Origin of the sequence: Sinorhizobium fredii USDA 257, from assembly GCF_000265205.3 — a bacterium.
In the GTDB taxonomy this organism is placed as follows: domain Bacteria; phylum Pseudomonadota; class Alphaproteobacteria; order Rhizobiales; family Rhizobiaceae; genus Sinorhizobium; species Sinorhizobium fredii_B.
This window is the reverse complement of the sequence record NT_187152.1, coordinates 1-21,891: the sequence shown is the minus strand read 5'-3', so window position 1 is coordinate 21,891 and position 21,891 is coordinate 1. Positions and strand designations below refer to the sequence as shown.

Here is a 21,891-nt window from a genome sequence, read left to right as displayed (position 1 = left end):
CTTCTGGAAGGCGCTATCAAGATCTTGATGATCCATCCTATGTGCATCAGTTGTTCGAGATGCAACGACGACCAGACGGAGGACTGCGATAACCCCGTCCCCACGCCCTCCGCAGTCTTCTGTCGGCGGGATTCCCGCGCGACCGTTCTCTCCGGCTCGACCGAAATCTCGCCCGCGATAAGTGAGGTCGGTCCAGGCGCTGCCAAGGCGGAACGTCGCCGAAGTCGCGAGCCCTTCCTCGCCGGCGGTCTCGTGTTCCGGACGGCAGCTGATACTGAAAGCGCCGGCGCCCTGTTGACACGCCGGGCCGCATTGTGCCGCCCGGCCGCCGCCTGTCACTTCTGGATCACTCCCGTGGCCAAGGGAGCTTTCAGGGTCCACGACACGTCCTTTGGAGCGACTGTCAGATCCGCCGTGCCACCGAAAGCGGCCGGAACAATCGACTTAAGAATGACTGACCCGAAGCCTTGACGTTCTGGAGGCTGAGCGGGTGGTCCCTTGCGCTCCGTCCATTGAAACTCGAAAAGCTGCGCCCTCGGATCAAATGACCATCGAACATCGACGATGCCGGTGGGCACGGAAAGTGCGCCGTGCTTGACGGCGTTGGTCGCAAGCTCGTGAACCGCCATGCCAAGGTATTCCGCTGGAGCCGGTTCCAGGCAAACCTCCGGTCCTTGAATGTCAATCTGGGACATGCCCTCCGTCGTGAGGAATGCGATCTGGGACTGGACAAGATCGCGGACAGGTGCTGCTTGCCAGCGTTCTTTCTCAAAAACTCGATAGGACGCGGAAAGTGCCGCGAGACGATCTTCCAATGCGTCCTGGAAATTCGAAACAGAATCGCTGTGCTTACCAAGCTGCCGAGAAATGGCGCAAATGATAGCGAATACATTGCGAGCGCGATGTGTCAGTTCCTTGACGAAAAACTCTGTTCGCTCCGCCAGTTCGCGGGCCGATATGTCGATTACGGTTAGAATGACCGCGACCTCCGATGTTTCGAGCACCACGGGGTTCATGGCGATATGGACGGTCACTTCCGTGCCATCCTTCTTGCATGCGACCAGCCGCCGCCCCTCCGCCATCGGCCGCGAAAGGACGCATGATGGTGGACGTAAACATTTCGGAAGAGGTGCTGACCCGCCTTCGCGGCCGCGTCGCTTTTCTGGCTCAATCTGGCCCATCACCGCGCGGATCACCGGAGCGCGCGACCGGCTCCGTCGAGCTGAGCGCTTGATGTGTAAACTCTTCGATCTTCCGGAAACCGGGCGTTCGCCCATCTGGTCTCCACTGCTGCCCGTAACCGGGTTCGAGCCAGCACCGCGCGGGCCTTGGTTCGTAAAGGCCGATCACTCCGTGCCGGTCGCCGGTGCGTGGAACGCCGGTGTTCCATAATTTAGCTTATGCGATATGTTATTGTAGCGGCATTTTAGAGATGCGACATATGAGCCAGTTAGAGATGCGACAGTCGTCGCCTCTTGGGAGGCTGGTCAAACGTCAACGTTTGGAAGGAAGACTGGCGACGTGAAGCGTGGTTGAGACCATGAGCGTTCGGAGTCGTCATGTCTTGTTTGATCACCATGTCGCAGAAGGAATTGCATCGTCTTGAACTGATCCAGCGGATTCGCGGTGGTAGCCTGAGCGTCGTCCAGGCGGCCGAGTTGCTTCGTCTCAGTCGCAGTCAGGTGCATCGGCTGTTGCAGGCCTATGACCTGGTCGGCGCCGACGGTCTCGTCTCGAAGAAGCGCGGCCGGCCGAGCAACCGGTGCCACAGCGAGGATTTCCGCAACCTGGTGCTCGACCTGGTGCGTGAGCATTACGTGGATTTCGGACCGACGTTGGCCGCCGAGAAGCTGCTCGAACGCCACCGGATTTCCGTCAGCAAGGAGACGCTGCGTCAGTGGATGATGGAAGCCGGCATCTGGGTGTCGCGACGCGAGCGCAAGAAGCGGGTTTTCCAGCCGCGCGGCCGGCGCGATTGTTTCGGCGAACTGGTCCAGATCGATGGCTCGCTTCATTGGTGGTTCGAGAACCGCGGTCCCAAATGCGCCCTGCTCGTCTACATCGACGATGCCACCGGCAAGCTGTTGCACTTACGCTTTGCTGCCTCGGAGAGCACCTTCGACTATCTGCACGCGACGAAGGCCTACCTGCAGCAATGGGGCAAGCCGATCGCCTTCTACAGCGACAAGCATGGCATCTTCCGCACCACCCATGCTTCCAAGAAGGACAGAACCAGTGGCCTGACGCAGTTCGGCCGGGCCCTTTATGAACTCAACATCGACATCATCTGCGCCAATACCCCGCAGGCCAAAGGCCGCGTCGAGCGCGCCAACCAGACGCTGCAGGATCGCCTCGTCAAGGAACTGCGGCTGCGCGGCATCGACACGATCGCGGCGGCCAATGCCTATGCGCCGGCGTTCATGGCCGACTTCAATCGTCGCTTTGGCAAGGCGCCGCGCAATCCGAAGGACATGCATCGGCCGTTTGCCGCGCATGAGAACCTCGATGGCGCCATGTGCCGCAAGGAGATCCGCAAGCTGTCGCAGTCGCTGACGCTGCGCTATGACAAGGTGATGTTCATCCTCGATCCGACGGATTTCGCCACGGCGCTGGCCGGCCAGAAGGTCATTGTCTGCGACTATCCCGATGGTCGCCTCGAGATCACCCATGAGGGGACGTCCCTGCCCTACAGAACCTTCGACACGCTGCGCTCGGTGCACCGCTCCGAGGTGGTTGAGAACAAGCGCCTTGATGACATGCTGGCGCTGGTGGCCGGGATGCAGGCCGGACGAGAGCAACAGCGCAGCAAGGGCGGGCCGCGTCGCACCGGCCAGACGGACCATATGTTCGGCATTCGCGACGGCAGTCAGAGCAATGGCTACCAAAAGCGCGGCACGAAGCCTGGCCGCAAGACGGATTTTACCAAGGATCCGGTGGTCATCGCCCGACGCCAGCAAGCCCTTGCGCAGCTGAAAGCGGCGGAGTGATCGGGATGTCCAAGCTAAAGTTTATCTTGCAGCTGGAGCCATCCGCCGCCGACCGGGCTATGCAACCCTGACCAGCTCCACCCGGTCGGCGGCTTGCGCCTTCGTACTTGGTAAATATAGCAACTTGCAAACGCAGTACTAAGGAATAAGATGGTGTCGCATTTCTAAGTTGACTACTTTGTCTCATCTTTAAATAGCTGTGACAGTTATATCATTACACACGTCGATCAAATTGCAGCCCAAGGAGCTACCTTCACTGGAACACGATCGATACCGGCCGCGTGGTCGATGCCCTGCGCGAACGGGCAAAGCTGTACCCGAGCACCTGCTTTCCAGCCTGTCGCCCGCTCACCTGGGAGCAGGTGAACCTGACCGGCGATTAGGAAGACAAGCCTGCTCTTGACAAAACCGGCCTCGGCGCCATCCCGTTCGCCCTTCGATCCGCCTATCGTATATCGGTGCCCCTTTAATGTTCAGGGGCCGGTTTGTCAGCACACGATAGAAACCGCTTCAAGCTCAAACCGGCCAGTAAAATGTAAGGCGGCATGGCAAGCGAATAGTGGCCACAGTTTAATTCTAAAATATTTGGCTTAGCTCCGGCGTCCTTCAGCCTCTGCATGAATCTCTCCGACAGCTCTGGCAAGACCACTTTGTCTCTCTTAGCCAACACAACCTGAAGGTCGAGATCACGCTGTGCCAAACGATGCGCGTAATTCTCCATGTTAAGTGGACCCCAAGCCCTTCTTAGATTGCTCAGCTCAATCTCAGGCTCAAGGCTATCGCGTATCAATCGTGTCGCGCGACCCGTCCAAACCATATCCGCAAGACTCCCCGCGGTCAGAAACAGCGAGGCTTTAGACACAGCCGAGTCGTGCGCCGCAATGATCCCCGCGACCCAGGAGCCCAAGCTCATACCGAGAACCGAAATCTCTCGATAGCCTTCGCTCTTCAACCAACGTATGAGTTTTCGCCCATCCCATACTGCCTGCCTTACAGCTTGGATCGTTCGACCGAGATTCGCACTGAGCATATAATCGGCGTGCGAGGAGCCCGGACGTCGGCGCTCGAAATGATAAGGCATAGCAATCTCAACAACCGTGATGCCACGCCGTGAGAAAAATTTGGCAATCTGACGATTTCGCACGGCTGCATTCCAATGGTGAAAAATCACCAATGCCTGTTCAAGCGACCCGCTTTCTGTGATTTTTGCCCAGACGACGTTGTTGTCTTCGACGTCAGTGGAAATGTCAGATGGAAATTTGAGCCACCCGTCTTGCCTTTCAAAACCCTGGTTACTCCCGCCCGGCTCATCGAAATAGGCCGGATCAGTCACGGCCTGGTCCGCAAGAACACAAAACTCCTCGATCGTCGCTACGTTCTTCGCGTCTGGAAACGCGCGTTCCGCGTCAAGGATGAGACCCGTTCTTCGCTTCCCTTCCTCGCCGCGTCGCGCCCGCCTCTCATCCCAACGGTCAAGCCAACTATGATACACTCTGATTGTTTCCTAACTCACTCGCTCGCCATTGCCCAACCCCTGGATCAAACAGGCCGTACATCGCAAGCAGCACTCCAACGCCCATAAGGATTGAAAAGCCAGCGAATACGTCGATCAGCAGGTAGCTAGCAAAGAGTAACGCTACGACCGCCGACATCCTCCACAAAGGAAAATGACACCGACGTCCGACACCTAAACGGATGGAACCGTACAGAAAAACAACACAGGTCGAGATAGCGATAAGTAGGCTGCTGTAATGCGTCGGCATTCTATAGCGAACCCCGTCGCTCACATTGTTGCGTACCTGGAAGGCTGAAAACATATCGCCGACCAACCAAGCCACAATATTCTTTCCATTCGACGTTAGGTAAGAGCTTTGGGCCTTCATGCATATGGCGATCAGAATCCCCAAAACAGTGCATCGAAAAATTCCGCGCATCACCCGCAGGCTGACTTCATTGACTTCGTATGGATAATCCACTCCCGCCCAGTTCTTCGATGCCTCACCAATTTTCCAAAGGTCGTGAACCAACGTATGAAGCAAAATGAGGCCTGCGAAGAACAGATAGAAGCACAGACACATGTAGAGGTAAGCGAGTCCCGTGAATACAATCGACGTCGGCACTGATATGACTTCAGGGCGCACAAGTGCCAGCTTGCCCCAATCGACCGCATAGTTGCCACCGCCGTTGATCAACGGGAGCAAGCAGACGCCGACCCATTGAAATAGACCGGCGAACAATACACAGATGAAAAAGACCGCCCAATATGTGTACGACGAAGCTTCAACGTTGCGCTCCCAAGCGTCGTCGCTTTCCATCCGGTCGGCCTGCGCTACAAGCTTTAAGCGCCCTTCATATTTCCAGAAGACCAGCAGCTCAATTGCGAACGCAAAAAACAGTGGGAGGAGCACCATGAAGACGAATGTCCAATTTGGTGCCCAAAGAAATCCGACCTGCTTAACAATGCCATCCGCACGGCCGTAAGTAGCGTTGTGAATCCCCGTAATATAAGACAAAAACCCAAGAGCGGTGGCACCGGCAAATACCGACGCCGGTAAATCCAAGGGAGATCCGCGACTAAAAAGCGCCTCTGATCTCCTCGCCAAGCTGAAAGGCCGACGCGGCTCCTGGGCGTGCGTATCCTGTGTCAGCTCCGACGGAGACTCCGTCTCATCATCGGCGGTCGCAGTACGCTCCAGATCTGGAGCGTACTGCGCATCGCTGTTTTCCGCTTTCTTTGAATCTCGCCTCTTGGCGGTTAACCGAGATTGCGCCGCGCTAAGTTCTATCTGCCATTCGCTTGTGGCCGCCGGATCATCGCACCCAAAATCCTTGCCAGCCAACGAATGTTGGCGGTGCTAATTCCCTTGTCGTTCTCTTGAAACCAAAGCTGCACCGTTCGCAGATCGACCCCGATCCGGTTGGAATCGATCTGTGAAATCGCCTCTGCAAGAAGCTCGGGCGTCCATGGGCCTGCGGGAAACCCATCACTTCCCAACGGCCGACCCGCCCCCGCCGCAGCTAGTTGTTTGAACAGCTCTTTGAAATCGCTCCCGTCTTTCGACGGAGGAAGAAAAAACTTTCCATTCTTTATCAACGGCTTACGGGCCCTGATTTCGTTTCGCTTCGCTAGAGTTCGTTTCCTATCGTGCCTCTGCCGTCAATCTACCGCCATTTCTGTTGAACGCAACTTTGTGGCGCTTCCAAGATGAAGCGTGCAACTGCTGGAAGGAGGGATTCTTTTGCGATCGGTGAGGCACTCAACCATGCCAACTTTGTCATCGTCAGCGCTTCGGCGTCCTGTAGAGACCGACAGCTTATCAACTTCGGTGCGGTCGCATAGCAGGGGATTCAATTCTTCAAGACTGCGCACGGCTCTGAGTGCGTTAGCCTCCGACGGTATTTCTTATACAGAAATCGCGTGACCTTCGGTTGGGACAGGACACAAAGAAGAAAGTGCGGCGGAACCTGCGGTTTCCCTTGGTGAGTTGATGGATCCTCATATCGCGGCGCAACTGGCGACTGCGGATGCAGTCGTGCGTGGGATCAATGCAGGGCGACGGGAGAGGTTACGAGCGTCGCCTATGCGCCGCAAGATCAAGGTGGCCGAGCCGCTCAACCGGCGCGCGCGCGCACCCGCACCGCTGTCGGTGTGAACCAAACCGAACAGTCGTATCCCAATAGGAACCCAGGTCATGGAGGTGGCTCCTGTACAGACATATCGCTGAGGGGTTCGTGCGGACCCCACACGCAGAGTGCCTCGCTGAGAACGTCTGCGCCCGATCTAGCGCCTATTGCCGGTCGATCGGCGCCCACAGCACCGACAAGCTTCTCGACTTTGGCGCCGCACGCGCAATCCTGAGAGCGACCGATGAAGCGCTGCACTTCCGGGTGGAAGCTGAGGACTTCGTCATCTTCTCCAGCATCCGGACGCTGTTGCAAGGAAGCCTGGCGACCATCACGACAGTTCCGGATGCAGCCGTCGAGTGGCAGCCCGCTGGCAGCGTGCCCTTCAGAGCGATCCGCGAGCGCCTTGAAAATCGGCAAAACTGGCCGGGCGGACGATAGCCCGGCCGACCTTGTCGAGCCAGCCTTCAGACCGTCAGGATCGAATATCCAGCTGGTTTGCCCGTGCGATTTCCCGGCTCTGTCGCAGCGACCTGCCCTGCAGCGCCCTGGCGCGCTCGTGGACAAGCCGGAGCGAAGCGGCCTGCTCATGGCTTACTCCAAGCGACGACGCGAGGCCGACGACATTGCCTCCCTTCAGGTCTGCTTTCTCTGCTGGAGAGAGCCGTTTGGTGATCGCGAGCGTCACGGTCTCAAGCTCGCGGCGCAGCGTTGGCTCGGCATTCAGTCGACGGACCTGCTCGTGACCTTCGGCGTTCAGCACTTTCGATAGCCCTTCTGACGGTCGTGGAATTTCCATCCGTTGCCGCGCTTGCTCCTCGCGATGCTGTGTCACGATCTGGTGCCGCTCGAAATCCACCGCCAGACCATAATCGGCAAGGGCTGTCGCAAGCCGCGGCGCATGTGCCTCCGCCGTCTGGCGCTCAGGGCTCGGACCCCGCAACCGTTTCCGCCCCTCCCCGGCCATGTCGCCAAGGCCGCCCGCACGAACATCAGTGCCGGCGGCCGCACCGCTTCGCGCATCGGTGATCCGGTCGACAGCTGCGGAAACCGCTTGGCTGCTGCCGAACACCAGCCGCGACAGGTTCTCGATCTCGGCGCGCTTGTCGGCCAGGCGTGACGACGCGCGCAGGCGATCGGCGACCTCCGGCTCGGTTAGGTCGGGCAGTTGCCGCGCTGGCACGAGGGCACCGGATTGCGTGGCAGTCGGATCCTGCAACGGCGCACGACGCACACCGTGACTGCGTTCGTTCTCGGCAATCCCGCGGACAAACTCATCTGCTGCTCGGCGCTGTTCCGGATCAAGATGACCATGCCGCGCCGTCTCCGCCAGAACCGCCTTCATCATGGCTTTCGCTCGCGCCCGGTTGGCGAGATCGGCCGTTCGTAGCCGAAGATCGTCCCGCATGGCGCGAAACGGCTCCCCCTTCTCATCGATGATCGCGGTGGCGATGACGGCGCGCTCGGCGATTGCGAAGTTCCGGTCAAGGCGGCGCCGGGCCAGCGCAATTGCCGCCGCATAACCCGGTTCAATGACCCCTGTCATCGCGGCGTCGGCCGACATTCCGCCGGTCGCGACCGCGTTGGCAGCTCGATCGAGCGTTTTGCGCATTCCGGCGGCTTCGAGCCAGGAGTCCATGACATTGGCCATACGCGATAAGCGATCTGTTCGGCTGAACACCTCGCGATCGACGGCGACACGATTGAGCACGACTGCAAAATGATCCGTGAGCCGCCGACGCGCGCCGTCCGGCGTTTCCACGGCAAGATCGGCCGGCAGACGGTGCGCCGCCGGAAACTCTTGGGTTCCGCGCTTGTCCTGGACCATGGCGCGCGTCGCGACGAATTTCCCGTCCTCCGGCAGAAGGCCGAGATCGCGAGCAGCCTCGACCAGCTTCAAAGCCATGTAGGTCTGCGCAAGACGGCCGGACGCATGGGCTTCGATGTTTCCAGCGGGCCGGCGCTCGGCGTCGCGCACCGCGTTGTCATAGAGTTCCACGAACAGACCCAGCCCATCGGCCTGGCTCTGGAAAATCGTCCGCCCCCGCCGAGAACCCTCGTCGCCGTCGGCGGCGCGGCGTTGCGTGAGCAGATAGTTCACATCCTCGACGGCGCGGGTCCTCACCGCGGCAATCCGATCGTCCGGGGCGTTTCGCTCTTCCATCCGGCTGACCACATAGTCCCAGTCGTCGGCAAAGCTTTGGAGCTCAGGACGTGTCATCGGTCGAGACTGCTCCGCTTCCAGCGCCTGCCTCGCACCGACCGCGCGCGACCAATCCCCGTCCCGCATCTCATTGTCGTAGAGGATCCTGCCGCCGCGTGTCCGCACTTCCACGCGATCCACCAGGCGCTCGCTCTCCAGCTTGTCCAGGCTGACCCGAAGCCCGGTGACGGCGGCGTCATGGACGTGCTGCGGCGGAATTCGCGCCGCGTCGCCCAAACGCAACATCTCCTCGAACCGATAGTTATTGCCCTGCCAGCTGAGGCGCGGGTTGACCGCGACGGCACGGGCTTCGACGTCATAGCCGGCATCACGCGCCACCCCGATCACGCGGGTGACGTTCTCCGGGGTCCGCATCGTGGTCTCGAAGACGATGTTGACCTTTCGCTCCGCGGCGGCGGCCAGCAGCTTCTCCGTCCAGCGACCAGCATCACCTTGAGTAAACTGTGACGCTGTCTCGGGATCTTGCCGCTGGAAGGCAAGGAACTGCGGGTGATAGGAGCGCAGATCGTCGCCGACGATGCGGATTGTCGATCCGTATTGCTCGAGCTCCGCATGGCTCGCGATCAGGACCGCCGTCTTGCCCGCGCCCGGCTGTCCGCCGAGCAGGATGAGCCGCGGGCGCTCTGCTGGCCGCATCGTCTCCGGCAGATAATCGGGCAGAATGTCGTTGCGGAAAATACTCTCGTTCCTCTCCGGCGAGAGCGGGCCGGATGCCTCCGCCACCATTGTCAGAATTCCGCCCAGAAGCGGGCCTCGTCCTGGACGCGCGGACCCCAGAGCGCGATGAGGTTTTCGATTGCATCGCGGTCGCCGGCGCGGATGCTCTGCTGCAGTTCAATGAGCTCCCGCCGGCGCCGGCGCAGTTCCTCTGCCGCGCCGGGCTCCTTGTCTTCAAGCTCGTAGACGCGGGCCGTGACGATGGCGCGCGCCTGGTTGACGATCTCGATGGCGATCTCGGCGCGGACGATCGCGTCGTAGGAGGTTTCCGGTTCAGGCATTTGTTTCTCCTTCTGCTTTCTTGAATATCCTCATCGGGTGACACCGCGGGCGCGATCAATGACGCGCCGCTGACGCTCCGAAATGATCTCCTGACTGCTCTGCAGGCGAACCGTCTGCTGCAAGACCTGCAGCCGATCTCGCATCGCCTCGAAGGCGCGGCGCTGGGCCGGCGACACGCGATTGATGACGTCCTTCTCACCGCGCAGGATGGCGTTTCTGCCGAAGCGCTCATCAAGCGCCCGGCTGACCCCGGCGAATTCCTGGCGGATGCGCGCATCGAGCGAGCCCGCGGCGACGTCGAGCTTCCCGTCCTTCTTCTTTATCTCCGCCGCCAGTCGCTTGAGCGCGTCCTCGGCCGCTTGCGACAGCCCGGGAATGGCGATCGCCATCCGCCGTCGCTCTTCCGCGATGGCCTGGGTCTCGGCATCGACGGCACTGGCATAAGACGCGCCGAGCGAGCGGACACGGCTTGCCACTTCCGGCACCGCCTGCAATGCCTCTTTTCGCTCGCGTCCTGTGGTAAGCAGCTTGTCCATGATGCGGTCGGAGCCGCGTAGCGCACCGTAGGCGGCGGGATCGTTGCTAACGGCCGCCGCGATCCGCTCACTGGCAAAGCCCTTCACGACCAGCTCCTCGATGTTGCCGATCGCGTCTGCTGGATCTCGCCAGACGCGTGTTGCCGTCTCAACGAGGGCGGCGCGGTGGTGTCCGTAGTGAGGAGCGGCGAGCGCTCGCTCCTTCGCTTCATCGGCGACCGTCGTCTTGAACTCCGTGACAGCTGGAAGCATTGGAAGCACGGCCATCGTCTCCTTCCCCCACTCGACACTGGCGCCGGCAACGATCTTCGACCGATCCTGTCTTTCGGCAAGATGCTGTTCCTCGACAAAGCGCCTGATGACGGCGAACAGGCGGGCGAGCTTCTCGCGGCGCTCGGGGGGAATATCCTCCGGCATGCGTTCGAACATATTGCGCTCGGCGACTACATCCGCTTTCGCGGTGAAGGCGCTCCAGCCGAAGCGTGCGGTCAGCGCCTCATTGACGGCCTTGACCTCCTGGACCAGCAAGCGGTCCTCGACGGCATAGGCGAAGGCCGTCTTGTAGGCATCGGCCCCGCCGCGGTCGCAGACCGCCTCGATTTCGACCAGACGCGCCATCGCCGTTTTCGAGAGCGCGGGAACCGACAATGACATATGCGCGCGCCGCTGCTGCTCGCGGATACCGAAGCGCTCCGCCTGCCTGCGGAACTCGGTCGAATGAGCGCGCGCCAGAGGTAGCAATTCCGACACCGCAGCCGTGGCCGCGGTGCGGTCGTCACGCGCGGCGCGGCCATCGACCATCAGGTTGGATCCCCGCAGACGGCCCAGGCGGTCTGGCACAGACCCGAGATTTTCGGCGAGCTTGCGTGGCTCGATGGCGGTGTCCGATGCCAGTGCATTCAGCGCCGACAGCGCGCCATCTGGGTCGAGATAGATTTTCGCCAGCACTGGGCGCAGGACGGCCTCTCGCTCCTTCCACCGCTCCGAGGAGAGCTGAGCAAGACGTGCATCCTCCTCGACACTGCGGGAGAATTTCGTGGTGGGCGGCATCAGATATTTCCCAACCAACGGGATTCCCGCCGAAAAGGATGCGGTCCGTTCCTCGTTATACGAGACACGCCGTTCGCGCTCGATCGCAAAGCCGAGCGCAACGCTCGCCCGCTCCCAAAGCTTCGCCACCTGCCCACGCTTTTCCGCAATCCACGCCAGCCGCCGGGAAACACCCTCCTCCATCCCGGCCGCGACCTCGGCGAGCGTGTCGATACCACGCCGCCGCGCGAAATCGCGGGCGTGCGCTTGATAGACTTCCTCGCTCGCGAAATCGAGCGTCGTCGTCTTGGCGCCGGATCGCCCAAGGCGCTCGACAAGCTGCTTGAACAGTTCCAGCCGATGCCTTTCCCGCTTGATCCTCTCCTGGCGCGCATCGGCGGTTTCGACTCGGTTCGCGGTCCAGACATTGCGCTCGACCTCACGTTCCTCGAGACGCTTCTCGCCTGTTTCCTCGTCGGTGACGGGAATCTTCACAATGACCTTCTCGACACCGTCCTTGCGGAGCGTGACGGTATCGCCCGTCGAGACGCTGCCCTCCTCAAGCGCCTTCGGCAGACTCACGCCCCAAAGTCGATGGACGGTTCCGTCGTCGGTCCTCACATCGGCGTAGGGGCTTTCCTTCGCTTGCCTCTCCTGGGGCCGGAATTTCGCCTCACCAGTTTCAACCAACTCCCCGATGACGCCGGCGGCATGATCGACGCGCGGCTTCCTCCCCCACTCCGGCCTCACCTCGAAGTCCTCTTTCGCCACATAGAGATCGGCGCGGTGGCGATGGCGGGTCATCGCCACATAGGTCAGATGCTGATCCATCATGCCGGTGGCGAGCACGAAGGTCCGGTCGACGGTCGACCCTTGAGACTTATGGATGGTCGCAGCATAGCCATGATCGATATTGCGATAGCTGTCCTCGCTGATGACAACATCCCGGCCGTTGTCAAGGCGCACCGTCAGCAGCGCACAGCCGCGTTTGTCGCCGGTCGAAACGACCGTGCCGAGCATGCCATTCTTGACGTATTGGGGCCCAAGCCGCCGTGCCCGCGGTTCGATGAAGCGGGCGTTTTCGAGGAAGATGATCCGGTCGCCGGCGGCGAACTCACGAGACCCACGCGCCGTCTGGAATTCCCGCGCAGCAGTCAGTGCGCCCTCGTCGATCATGACCTTGCGCAGGGATTCGTTGAGCTTCCGAACATCCTGGTTGGTGTGGGCGAGAACAAGCAGCTCTTCGCCGCGAAGCCGGCCCGGATGTTCGCCCGCGGCGGATTTCTGAAGCAGGTCACGGCGGGCATCGGTCCAATCGGAAACGATGCGGTCGACGATCTCGGCACGGGTTTCGGTCTCTACAATGTGGCCCTGCTGCGCGTAGGCATCAAGGCCCTCTTCGACTTTGCCGCGGGCGAAGAGACGGGATGCATCGCGCGCCCACTGCTCGCGCTGGCGGCGCACACCGGCAAGTTCCGCGAACCCGATCCGCTCGGTGATCGCCCGGAAGGCCGCGCCCGCCTGGATAGGCTGCAGCTGCATGGCGTCACCGACCAGAACAACCTTCGCCTGCGCCTCTTGGGCGATCTTCAGGACGCGGGCCATCTGCTGGGAGGAGATCATGCCGGCCTCGTCGATCACCAGCACATCGCCCCGATCGAGCTGTTCACGCCCCCGGCCCACGCCAGTTCCCAGGAAGCCAGCGTGCGCGACCTGATGCCGGAACTGTCCTCCAACCCTTCGGCCGCCTTGCCGGCAAGCGCCGCACCGATCACCCGCCGGTCCTCGCTTTCCCAGGCGACGCGCGCGGCAGCAAGCAGGGTCGACTTACCCGCGCCGGCAAGACCGACCACAGCGGCCATGCCACTGTCGCCGGTGACGTGACGGACGGCATCGACCTGTTCCGCGTGAAGCTTGAATGGCTCTTCCGGATCGGCCGTTTCGACGTTTCGGATTGCAGCCGCAACTTGTTTCGTGGAGACGCCAAAGCCCTTGCGCTCCGACAGGGCCTGCGCCGACTGCGCCATGTCATATTCGATGCGCAGGATCTCTCGCGTGGTGAAGACCGCCGGCTCCGACGCCCTGCCAGTCTGCGCGTCAACCTCCTGCGGCTTCAGCAGCACCAGATCGTCCGAGGCCATAAGCCGCGCGCGGATATTGACGAAGTCCACTGGATCGTCGACGTAGCGATGCAGCGCCTTGGCGATATCCCTCTCTTCGAAGGTGGAGCGTTCGCTGCCGAGCTGCTTCAGCAGAAGCTCGGGATCGGCGATCAGCCGGTCGGCCATCTCCTGTCGGCGCGCAAGATCGGCCGGCGCGAAATACATTTCGACGCCCTTGCGCGCGAGCGCCGCCTTCTCCGGCCCGAGATGTTTCTGTGCGATGCCGTGAAGGCCCTGCTCGGCATAGGAGCGGCCGTCGAGCCGGATCTCATGCCCGGCAAGCGCAAGATGCCGATTGGCGGTTTCCGCCCAGGCGATCTTCCATGCCTTCATGGTTTCCTTATCGCCGGCCCAGAGCTGGTAGACGATCTTTCCGTTCGGCCGGTCCGGCGTGACGACACGCAACGGCTCGCCGTCTTCGCCAAGCACCGCCACCTTCTTCGGCCCGAACCCCTCCTCCGTCAGGGGCCTGAGCGTCGTCATCAAATGGATATGCGGATTGCCGTCCTTGTCGTGATAGACCCAGTCCGCGACCATGCCTTTGGACGTCAAATTGTCCCGGATGAACTCGCGCACCAGGGCGATGTTCTCCGCCCGGGTCAGTTCTTCGGGCAGCGCGATGATCAGCTCCCGGGCAAGCTGCGCGTCCGCTCGTGTCTCGTGAGACTCCACCGCATTCCAGAGCGCCTCGCTCGCCTTGGCGACGGATTGTCGGTCGATCGCCGCCTTCAGCCAGCCCGGGATCTGGTCCGGCAGCGCCAGTTCCTCATGCACCAGTTCAGAGGCCCCACCCCTGTAGCTGAAGGACGTGCCGGCTTGCTCGTCCATCATCCGGGCGCGATGGCGATAGGCGGCGGCCGAGACGATGCTTCGCCCCGCTCCCCTGCTGATCACCTGCGCTCTGACGAACATGATCGCCACGACCGTCTCCAGACCTCTCCGAGCACGTCGCGCCAGCGACGTATATTGCGCCCTCAAACCGATCGGACCGAAGGGCCGATACCGCTTCTCCGGAAGACGGCCATCGGCCGGCTTTCCGGCTGCGACGTTTTCGGGATGATACACACTAGCCTAGTTTACTATCATTTTCCAGATAGTATAATCGACGCCGATCAGATTGCTCGAACAGGAAAGGACATACCCGAATGGCCGCAAAATCATCGATTTCCGATATCGACGCCCAGATCGAAAAGCTGCGCGAGCGCAGACGAACGCTGATAGTAAAATCCGCCGAACGGTTTGCACGCGCCGCGACAAAATCAGGTTTGGCGGAGATGGAGATCGCCGACGAGGAGCTCGACGCGGTCTTCGAAGAGATCGCCGCGCGATTTCGCAAAGGGGAAAAGAAGGGGACTGCTGGCGCAACTGCTTCGCCGCGTCGACCGCCAAATGGCGGGTCTGGAACGACGGCGGAGGTTTCTCATGACGGCTGATCGCAAAAAGGAGGCCCGCGAGAAATTCCTGCTTGGCGGCATCGTCGTCAGGGCGGGACTGTCGAACGCCGACCGGGCGTTTCTGCTCGGCGGCCTCATCGAACTGGCAAGCGTCGCGCCCGGCTCTGCCGAGCATCGGCGGCTGCGCGATATCGGCGAGGAAGCCTTCAAGGCTCCCGCGCTGGATGCGGGATCATCCGGCATCGCGGAGGCGCCGGAATGGCACTGAAGGCAAAACCGCATCCGAGCCTGTTGCTCGTTCTGGTGCCCGTCGCCGTCACCGCCTTTGCCGTCTATGTCGTCGGCTGGCGCTGGCAGGCTCTTGCCGAAGGCATGTCGGGGAAAACGCAATACTGGTTCCTGCGGGTCTCGCCGGTGCCGGCGCTTTTGTTCGGGCCGCTCGCCGGCCTCTTGGCCGTTTGGGCCTTGCCATTGCACCGGCGAAGGCCGGTCGCGATGGCAGGCCTCGCCTGTTTTCTGACGGTCGCCGGCTTCTACGCGGTCCGTGAATTCGGCCGGCTCGCCCCATCCGTGGAGAGCGGCGCGCTATCATGGGACCGGGCACTGTCCTATCTCGACATGGTCGCTGTCGTCGGCGCGGTCGTAGGCTTCATCGCGGTGGCGATCGCCGCGCGTATTTCCACCGTCGTGTCCGAACCGGTGAAGCGCGCCAAGCTCGGAACCTTCGGGGACGCGGACTGGCTGCCGATGTCGGCGGCGGGAAAGCTGTTTCCGCCGGACGGCGAGATCGTGGTCGGCGAGCGCTACCGCGTCGACAAGGACATCGTCCATGAACTGCCCTTCGATCCGAACGATCCTGCCGCATGGGGGAAAGGCGGCAAGACCCCGTTGCTGACCTACCGCCAAGACTTCGATTCCACGCATATGCTCTTCTTTGCCGGGTCGGGTGGATACAAGACGACGAGCAATGTGGTGCCGACGGCGCTGCGTTATACCGGGCCGCTGATCTGCCTCGATCCTTCCACCGAGGTCGCGCCCATGGTGGTCGAGCACCGAACCCGCGTGCTCGGCCGCGAGGTGATGGTGCTTGATCCGACGAACCCGATCATGGGCTTCAACGTGCTCGATGGCATCGAGCACTCACGGCAAAAGGAAGAGGACATCGTCGGCATTGCCCACATGCTTTTGTCGGAAAGTATACGCTTCGAAAGCTCGACCGGCTCCTATTTCCAAAACCAGGCGCACAATCTCCTGACCGGCCTGCTCACCCATGTGATGCTGTCGCCCGAATATGCCGGCCGGCGAAACTTACGCAGTCTCCGGCAGATCGTGTCCGAGCCGGAGCCCTCGGTGCTGGCGATGCTGCGCGACATTCAGGAGCATTCCGCGTCCGCGTTCATCCGCGAGACGCTCGGCGTCTTCACCAACATGACCGAGCAGACCTTCTCCGGCGTCTATTCGACGGCGTCGAAAGACACACAATGGCTCTCGCTCGACAGCTACGCCGCGCTCGTCTGCGGTAATGCGTTCAAGTCGAGCGATATCGTCTCGGGCAACAAGGACGTGTTCCTCAACATCCCGGCATCGATCCTGCGCTCCTATCCGGGGATCGGCCGCGTCATCATCGGCTCGCTGATCAACGCCATGGTCCAGGCCGATGGCGGCTTCAAGCGCCGGGCGCTGTTCATGCTCGATGAGGTCGATCTCCTCGGCTACATGCGGGTACTCGAGGAGGCGCGCGATCGCGGCCGCAAGTACGGCATTTCCATGATGCTGATGTACCAGTCGGTCGGCCAGTTGGAGCGGCATTTCGGGAAGGATGGCGCGACGTCGTGGATCGACGGCTGCGCCTTCGCCTCCTATGCCGCGATCAAGGCGCTCGACACGGCGCGCAATGTTTCGGCGCAGTGCGGCGAGATGACGGTGGAGGTGAAGGGAAGCTCCCGCAACATCGGCTGGGACACGAAGAACAGCGCATCGCGCAAATCCGAGAGCGTCAACTTCCAACGCCGGCCGCTGATCATGCCGCACGAGATCACCCAATCGATGCGAAAAGACGAGCAGATCATCATCGTTCAGGGCCACAGCCCGATCCGCTGCGGTCGGGCAATCTACTTCCGGCGGAAGGACATGAACGAGGCCGCGAAGGCCAATCGCTTCGTCAAGCCGATCCCGTGATGAGCCGCCAGCCTCACATTGGGAGAAGCCCTATCGATCGGAACGGCGATACCGGGCGAACGGGTCCTCCGCGCCAGGCGGCGTGAACCAGTCGAGGAAAATCGTATAGCCGATCGCAAAGGCAACGAGCCCGAGCGCCATCAGACCGAACGCCCAGAAGGGCATGCCGTTCGCCGCTTCGGGATGGGCGTAGACGACGATCGACATCGGCACCATGACGATCGCCGTGAGCATCATGAAACCTGTGAACGGGCGGAACATGCAAAGGATATAGAAGGCGAGATACCACGCGCTGTAAACCGCCGCCCTGACGACGCCGAAGGCGATCGCGAACGGAAGCCTGACGATGAACCGAAGCGCGCGGAAAGTTCCGCTTCGGATCGTCGCGCCGGTTTCGCGTTGAGCGCTTTGAGGCTCTATCGACATGACGGGCTCCTCGGCGAGAGACTGTCAGGTTCCTGAGAGTCTATTCGCACCGTGGGATCAAAGCAAGAACATGATCGATGTCATTCACGCAACCGACGGGGAGCGCAAAGGGTATTCCCTTTGCTATGAGGCGGCCGGTCGATCCGGCCGGATTATTCCGCGAGAGGGGGCGTGACCGGAGGCGGAGACCTTTTTGCGGGCTCCGTGAGCGAAGCGAATAGCACCCGGTCGGCCGTCGGCCGGCTCGCCCAAACAACGATCTTCAGCCTCGACGATCGATCACGAAAATGAATCGGAGGAGGCCGACCGATTCATAAGTGTCGTTGGACGCGAAAGCCGGGACGGGCGATTCTTACGCCATGCTCACTCAGCCCTATCAGCTCTACATCGAACGCACGGATGCGACGAAAAACATGGCGCGCTTCTACGCGCTCGCGATCGAACCGACGCTGTTCGGTACGCCCTGCCTCACGCGGCGTTGGGGACGCATCGGGACAGTCGGACAGGCCATGGTGCATCACTTCGACAAGGAAGAGGATGCTGTCCGCTTGTTCCTCGATCTGCTGCGGACCAAACGGGCGCGCGGCTATCGACCGAACACACGTGTTCGGCGTGAACACATGGCCCGCGGGTTGCCCGCGGCGAGCGTACCGGATCCCTACCGGTGATCACTGGTACGAAGCGGAGCCCCGGGTCGACGCGCCGGTCGATCCGGCGTGCCGGCCCAGGCGCGAGGGCAAACGCCCCCCTCAGAAGGGCGGAGCGGCGTCGATGGCGCCCTCCTGTTCGGCGATCGCCGCCGCCAGTTCGGCCCCAGCCAGTTCCAGCTCCACTTCGATCTGGCGGCGTTCGGCGGGGTCCGCGTTCCTGAGCTCGGCGCGCAGTTCTTCAACCTGAATTTCGAGTGCAATCGTCATCGTCGTCATCTCCTTGGATAGTGTGAAAGATGACGCCCGGGGTCGTGAGGATCGGGCCGGGTCAAGGATCGCGTGAGCGACCGCCGGAGGCGGCGAGCGGAGGAACCGATTTTCTGACGGTGCCCTTCAGGGCACCGGCTGAAAATTGGAGGGGCCGCGATGTCCTTGAGGCGGCGCGATGCTCACGGCAGACTTGGCTATCTGAGCAGACAGGCTTTCCTCTCATGTGGCACGGCAGGAGGAGCAAAAGCGGGCTCGATGCCCGTTTTTGCTCCCGATGCTGCGCGAAACGATGAAGCCGGCCCCGATTGCTCGGGGCCGCTCGCTTGGCTCGTCAGTTCGGATTGTTCCAGAGGATCACCTTCTTGCTCGGATCGCCGCCGGGTGCCGGTGCCAGGTTGCCGAAGATCACGCCGATCTCGGGGGCCTCCAGCTTCACCGAGAGGTATTCCTCGCCGGTCTGGCGGGCGATGCGGTTCCAACCCGCGCCGATCTCGAAGCCGGTCTTGCGGTGGATGACGCGGTAATCGGGGGCTTCTTCGCTCGACTTGCTTGCGTTCGGGACGATGGCGATCGGGGCGTTGACCCGGATGGTGGCGAAGACGCCTTCGAGGATGCCGTCGGTCTTCTGCGTCAGGGTTGCGATCGTGGTGGCCATGGTACTGTCTCCTTCGGTTGCTCGGGACCATTCCCGATGGCGCGCGAAGAGACGGCCGACCTGCTGCGGTCAGCTCGGCCGAAATTTTTGCAAAATTCTATTTTCCGCCGAGAGAAAAGAACCGAAATCGAATTTTGCAAAAATTTCGGCCGAGTCTTACCCCTTTAGGGGTTGGCCGCAAAAGCAGGCGGTCGTCTATACGAGCGACATAAAACGGGAATGGTTCGGGGCAACTGAAGGACGCGACAAACCATCATAGCCGCCCGGCCCAGCGCTGCGGGGTATCGGCCGCGCATCCCTTGAACGTTTTGCCTCCAAGCCAGTCAATCGGGTACCCTCGCCCGCTCCCAACTACAGCAGGCACACGTCCCCTGTCGATATCATCCCTTTGTTGATCCGAGAGGTGGACACGGGGACGGTATGCCGCCTGCAGACCGTGCGGCAATACCGGGTGAAGCTGATCGCGTGGGCATCAGATGAGTGATCTTTCCCCCACTCGTCCGTCCGCGCCCGGCCATCTGAGCCGTCGGTGTTCGCCAGGCACATCGCCACGGGCAAGCGCGCCATCCGAGCGATCGGAGCCGGCTTGGTCAGCGGAACCAAGCCCGTCGGAGATCACGAGACAACTGGATCCGAGCAAGTGACGAACGGAATGCCATAGAGTGCGACATTCTGATCCTGGGAAACGAAATGCGCTCCCTCCGCCATGGCCTGCGCCACGAGAAGATGATCGAAGGGATCGCGGTGATGAAGCGGAAGAGCCGTAAGAGCGATAAGATGCGCATTTGTAATATCCAGCCGGTCGAATCCCTGACCCGGCAAGATCGCAAGAATCTCTTCTATATCGGCATCAAGTTTGCCAATCCGCAGCTTCACGGTGATTTCCCAAAGGGAGACGGCACTGACGAGGACGTCGTTCTCAGGATCGCCGATAAGGCCTCGCGCATGATTCCCCAGCTTCTCGTCGTCGTTCAGCCACCACAACAAGGCATGCGTATCGAGCAGCAGCCTCACGTCCCATCTTCCATGGACTTTAGAACATCCTCCGGCAGGCTGTCGAAGTCATCGGCAACTTTGATCTTTCCGCGCAATGCACCTGGTTTCCGTATGACGACGTCTGACGACGGCGGTCCGATTTCCGCAACGACCTTATGATGGGACGTCAGGACGAACCTCTGCCCGTCTTCGACCTGCTTGAGGAAGGACGTCAGGTTGCCGCGAAATTCCCGCACGCCGACGCGGCGGGGAGTTGATGTCTGCTGCCGGGATTGAGGCATGGCGAGGCTCCGTTTCAGTGGGAAATGTGTACACAATTTTCAAGAAATGCAAGCATCGCCTTAGCCATGTGGGGAAATGGCGCCTTAAGCGCCATCCCCCGCAGCCTGCCAGACCGGGATGCCGAGTCGGCGAGCTTTGTCAGCGAGATTGCCGGTGATGCCGGAGCCGGGGAAGATGATGACGCCTGATGGCATGACCGACACCATGTCGTCGTTGCGGCGGAAAGGTGCCGCCTTGGCGTGCTTCGTCCAGTTCGGCTTGAAGGCGATCTGCGTCACCTTTCGCGCCTCGGCCCAGCAGGCGGCGATACGTTCGGCTCCCTTCGGCGAGCCGCCATGCAACAGCACCATATCGGGATATTTGGCGAGAGCCTGATCGAGTTTCGCCCAGATCCGTTCGTGATCGTTGTAATCGATGCCGCCGCCGAAGGCGATCTTGGTGCCGGCCGGGATCAGCACCTCGGTCTCGGCGCGGCGGCGGGCGGACAGGAAATCTCTGGAGTCGATCATCGCCGCGGTCATATTGGCATGGCTGACCTTCGAGCCGGTGCGCGGGCGCCATGCCGATCCGGTCTGGGCTTCGAAGAGATCGGCGGCATAGTCACGCATGAACTCGAAGGCATTGCGGCGCTCGAGGAGCGTGATCCCCTCGGCGATGTGACGCTCGAGCTCGACGCTTTTCACCTCCGAGCCGTCCTGCTCGCTCTGTCCGCTTCGCTGCGCATCCTCATTGCGCTGAAGCTCGCGCTGAATGCGCTCGCCGGCGCGGTGGAAGAGGTTGACCGTCGACCAGAGCAGATCTTCGAGATCGGGCTCCAACCGCGTGTCGCCGAGCATCTCGAACATGGCGTCGAACATCGCGGCCAGCGCCGACTGGACCACTGGCTCCTCGGGCAACGGCCGCGGGTCTGGTTCGTCATGGAAGGGGCGATGGCCATAGATCTGCATCTCGTAGATGAAGCGGTCGGTCGGGGAAGAGGCGTGGTGGGGTTCGAAGGCGTCGTCGATGGGAAGGGACAGGTTCATGATGGTCTCCGTCGGTTTGGGCCGCGCCTCTCGCGGCCTGACGGCGATCCCTTCCATGCGGCGGGCAGACCGGAACCGCGGCGTGCCTCACGCCGCGGCCCAGCGAAGCGCCGGGCGGCTGAGGGAGGGTTTCTTGGCCCGCGAGGAGCGCCGGCTTCAGCATCGGCCCGAAAAGTGGGAACCGGTTTTCGGAACAGCCGATGCGCCAAGGAAGTGCCGGCGCGGGGAAGAAACCCGACCGACCCGCTGAAGGCCCGACAGCCGTCTGGTAAGGGTCGCCTCTCGGCAGGCCCGCGGGCGCGCGCCTACCCGAACGGCGACCAGCATGGACCGGCCTTCCCTGCCACGGCGCGCCCTCTCCCGCCTTTCCGTCCAGCAGCATCAGGTGGGCAGGAAGGCCTGGGCATCTTCCGGCGCGAGCTGGGCTCTCAGATGCCCAGTGAGCCGGTCGGGT

16 protein-coding genes and 3 pseudogenes are annotated in these 21,891 nt (G+C 61.7%); 7 read left to right on the top strand and 12 right to left on the bottom strand.

Annotated features, from left to right (window positions below):
• Nucleotides 1-335: 335 nt before the first annotated feature.
• Nucleotides 336-1,277 (bottom strand): sensor histidine kinase, encoded by a 942-nt coding sequence (locus USDA257_RS32115; protein WP_015633567.1) that lies wholly within the window; start codon nucleotides 1,275-1,277, stop codon nucleotides 336-338.
• 282 nt (nucleotides 1,278-1,559) lie between these two features.
• Here USDA257_RS32115 and USDA257_RS32110 point away from each other — a divergent pair, with 282 nt between their 5' ends.
• Nucleotides 1,560-2,987, top strand: a complete 1,428-nt coding sequence (locus tag USDA257_RS32110; RefSeq protein WP_014764713.1) for an ISNCY family transposase — start codon at nucleotides 1,560-1,562, stop codon at nucleotides 2,985-2,987.
• A gap of 251 nt (nucleotides 2,988-3,238) precedes the next feature.
• Nucleotides 3,239-3,367 (top strand): annotated as a pseudogene (locus tag USDA257_RS38915) (Tn3 family transposase); the annotation flags it as partial.
• Between the two features lie 86 nt (nucleotides 3,368-3,453).
• On the opposite strand, the gene USDA257_RS32105 reads toward USDA257_RS38915, so the two are convergent.
• Both USDA257_RS32105 and USDA257_RS32100 read right to left on the bottom strand, forming a co-directional pair.
• Nucleotides 3,454-4,479, bottom strand: a complete 1,026-nt coding sequence (locus USDA257_RS32105; RefSeq protein WP_014857699.1) for an RcgR family putative quorum lactone hydrolase — start codon at nucleotides 4,477-4,479, stop codon at nucleotides 3,454-3,456.
• Nucleotides 4,469-6,081, bottom strand: a pseudogene (locus tag USDA257_RS32100) (RcgA family putative transporter). The gene USDA257_RS32105 and the pseudogene USDA257_RS32100 overlap by 11 nt, the downstream one beginning before the upstream one ends.
• A 611-nt stretch (nucleotides 6,082-6,692) precedes the next feature.
• Here USDA257_RS32100 and rctB point away from each other — a divergent pair.
• A complete protein-coding gene (gene rctB / locus USDA257_RS32095) occupies nucleotides 6,693-7,052 on the top strand; it encodes an SMa0974 family conjugal transfer regulator (RefSeq protein ID WP_037457160.1) in 360 nt (119 codons plus the stop codon).
• 34 nt (nucleotides 7,053-7,086) lie between these two features.
• Here the strand turns inward: rctB and USDA257_RS32090 are convergent, their stop codons facing one another.
• The 3 genes and pseudogenes from USDA257_RS32090 to traA form a co-directional block, all read right to left on the bottom strand.
• The gene (locus USDA257_RS32090) at nucleotides 7,087-9,561 is read right to left on the bottom strand and encodes a zeta toxin family protein (protein WP_014857694.1); all 2,475 of its coding nucleotides are present in this window, start codon (nucleotides 9,559-9,561) and stop codon (nucleotides 7,087-7,089) included.
• Between the two features lie 2 nt (nucleotides 9,562-9,563).
• Nucleotides 9,564-9,833, bottom strand: a complete 270-nt coding sequence (locus USDA257_RS32085) for a hypothetical protein (protein ID WP_014857693.1) — start codon at nucleotides 9,831-9,833, stop codon at nucleotides 9,564-9,566.
• 30 nt (nucleotides 9,834-9,863) lie between these two features.
• Nucleotides 9,864-14,482 (bottom strand): annotated as a pseudogene (traA, locus tag USDA257_RS32080) (Ti-type conjugative transfer relaxase TraA).
• A 224-nt stretch (nucleotides 14,483-14,706) separates the two neighbouring features.
• Between traA and USDA257_RS32075 the strand changes: the two are divergent.
• From USDA257_RS32075 to traG, 3 genes are read left to right on the top strand one after another with little or no spacing between them, the layout of a single operon-like run.
• Nucleotides 14,707-14,994, top strand: a complete 288-nt coding sequence (locus tag USDA257_RS32075) for a TraC family protein (RefSeq protein ID WP_015633561.1) — start codon at nucleotides 14,707-14,709, stop codon at nucleotides 14,992-14,994.
• Entirely contained in the window at nucleotides 14,984-15,223 is a 240-nt protein-coding gene (locus USDA257_RS32070) for a conjugal transfer protein TraD (RefSeq protein ID WP_014857690.1), read from the top strand. Before USDA257_RS32075 ends, USDA257_RS32070 begins: the two co-directional genes overlap by 11 nt.
• Nucleotides 15,214-17,133 carry a Ti-type conjugative transfer system protein TraG gene (traG, locus tag USDA257_RS32065; RefSeq protein ID WP_014857689.1) on the top strand — a complete coding sequence of 640 codons (1,920 nt, stop codon included), beginning with the start codon at nucleotides 15,214-15,216 and terminating at the stop codon, nucleotides 17,131-17,133. Before USDA257_RS32070 ends, traG begins: the two co-directional genes overlap by 10 nt.
• Before the next feature lie 30 nt (nucleotides 17,134-17,163).
• Here traG and USDA257_RS37415 read toward each other — a convergent pair whose 3' ends face one another.
• Nucleotides 17,164-17,559: a hypothetical protein gene (locus USDA257_RS37415; RefSeq protein ID WP_014857688.1), complete on the bottom strand. Its 396-nt coding sequence runs from the start codon at nucleotides 17,557-17,559 to the stop codon at nucleotides 17,164-17,166.
• Between the two features lie 323 nt (nucleotides 17,560-17,882).
• Between USDA257_RS37415 and USDA257_RS32055 the strand changes: the two genes are divergently transcribed.
• Entirely contained in the window at nucleotides 17,883-18,227 is a 345-nt protein-coding gene (locus USDA257_RS32055) for a WGR domain-containing protein (protein WP_223843493.1), read from the top strand.
• Nucleotides 18,228-18,308: 81 nt separating this feature from the next.
• On the opposite strand, the gene USDA257_RS37300 is transcribed toward USDA257_RS32055, so the two are convergent.
• The 5 genes from USDA257_RS37300 to USDA257_RS32035 form a co-directional block, all read right to left on the bottom strand.
• Nucleotides 18,309-18,476 (bottom strand): hypothetical protein, encoded by a 168-nt coding sequence (locus USDA257_RS37300; protein WP_015633560.1) that lies wholly within the window; start codon nucleotides 18,474-18,476, stop codon nucleotides 18,309-18,311.
• Nucleotides 18,477-18,810: 334 nt separating this feature from the next.
• Entirely contained in the window at nucleotides 18,811-19,134 is a 324-nt protein-coding gene (locus tag USDA257_RS32050) for a DUF736 domain-containing protein (protein ID WP_014857684.1), read from the bottom strand.
• 615 nt (nucleotides 19,135-19,749) lie between these two features.
• The gene (locus tag USDA257_RS32045; RefSeq protein ID WP_014857681.1) at nucleotides 19,750-20,148 is read right to left on the bottom strand and encodes a type II toxin-antitoxin system VapC family toxin; all 399 of its coding nucleotides are present in this window, start codon (nucleotides 20,146-20,148) and stop codon (nucleotides 19,750-19,752) included.
• Complete coding sequence (locus USDA257_RS32040) at nucleotides 20,145-20,411, bottom strand: type II toxin-antitoxin system Phd/YefM family antitoxin (protein WP_015633558.1); 267 nt, start codon at nucleotides 20,409-20,411, stop codon at nucleotides 20,145-20,147. Before USDA257_RS32040 ends, USDA257_RS32045 begins: the two co-directional genes overlap by 4 nt.
• Before the next feature lie 84 nt (nucleotides 20,412-20,495).
• Nucleotides 20,496-21,437, bottom strand: a complete 942-nt coding sequence (locus USDA257_RS32035) for a DUF2493 domain-containing protein (protein WP_015633557.1) — start codon at nucleotides 21,435-21,437, stop codon at nucleotides 20,496-20,498.
• Between the last annotated feature and the right edge of the window lie 454 nt (nucleotides 21,438-21,891).

Coding starts and splice junctions, on each gene's coding strand:
- traG (WP_014857689.1), top strand. CDS start 15,214: ATGGCACTGAAGGCAAAACCGCATCCGAGCCTGTTGCTCGTTCTGGTG.
- USDA257_RS32040 (WP_015633558.1), bottom strand. CDS start 20,411: ATGCCTCAATCCCGGCAGCAGACATCAACTCCCCGCCGCGTCGGCGTG.
- USDA257_RS32115 (WP_015633567.1), bottom strand. CDS start 1,277: ATGGGCGAACGCCCGGTTTCCGGAAGATCGAAGAGTTTACACATCAAG.
- USDA257_RS32035 (WP_015633557.1), bottom strand. CDS start 21,437: ATGAACCTGTCCCTTCCCATCGACGACGCCTTCGAACCCCACCACGCC.
- USDA257_RS32070 (WP_014857690.1), top strand. CDS start 14,984: ATGACGGCTGATCGCAAAAAGGAGGCCCGCGAGAAATTCCTGCTTGGC.
- USDA257_RS32110 (WP_014764713.1), top strand. CDS start 1,560: ATGTCTTGTTTGATCACCATGTCGCAGAAGGAATTGCATCGTCTTGAA.
- USDA257_RS32075 (WP_015633561.1), top strand. CDS start 14,707: ATGGCCGCAAAATCATCGATTTCCGATATCGACGCCCAGATCGAAAAG.
- USDA257_RS32050 (WP_014857684.1), bottom strand. CDS start 19,134: ATGGCCACCACGATCGCAACCCTGACGCAGAAGACCGACGGCATCCTC.
- USDA257_RS32085 (WP_014857693.1), bottom strand. CDS start 9,833: ATGCCTGAACCGGAAACCTCCTACGACGCGATCGTCCGCGCCGAGATC.
- USDA257_RS37415 (WP_014857688.1), bottom strand. CDS start 17,559: ATGTCGATAGAGCCTCAAAGCGCTCAACGCGAAACCGGCGCGACGATC.
- USDA257_RS37300 (WP_015633560.1), bottom strand. CDS start 18,476: ATGACGATTGCACTCGAAATTCAGGTTGAAGAACTGCGCGCCGAGCTC.
- USDA257_RS32090 (WP_014857694.1), bottom strand. CDS start 9,561: ATGGTGGCGGAGGCATCCGGCCCGCTCTCGCCGGAGAGGAACGAGAGT.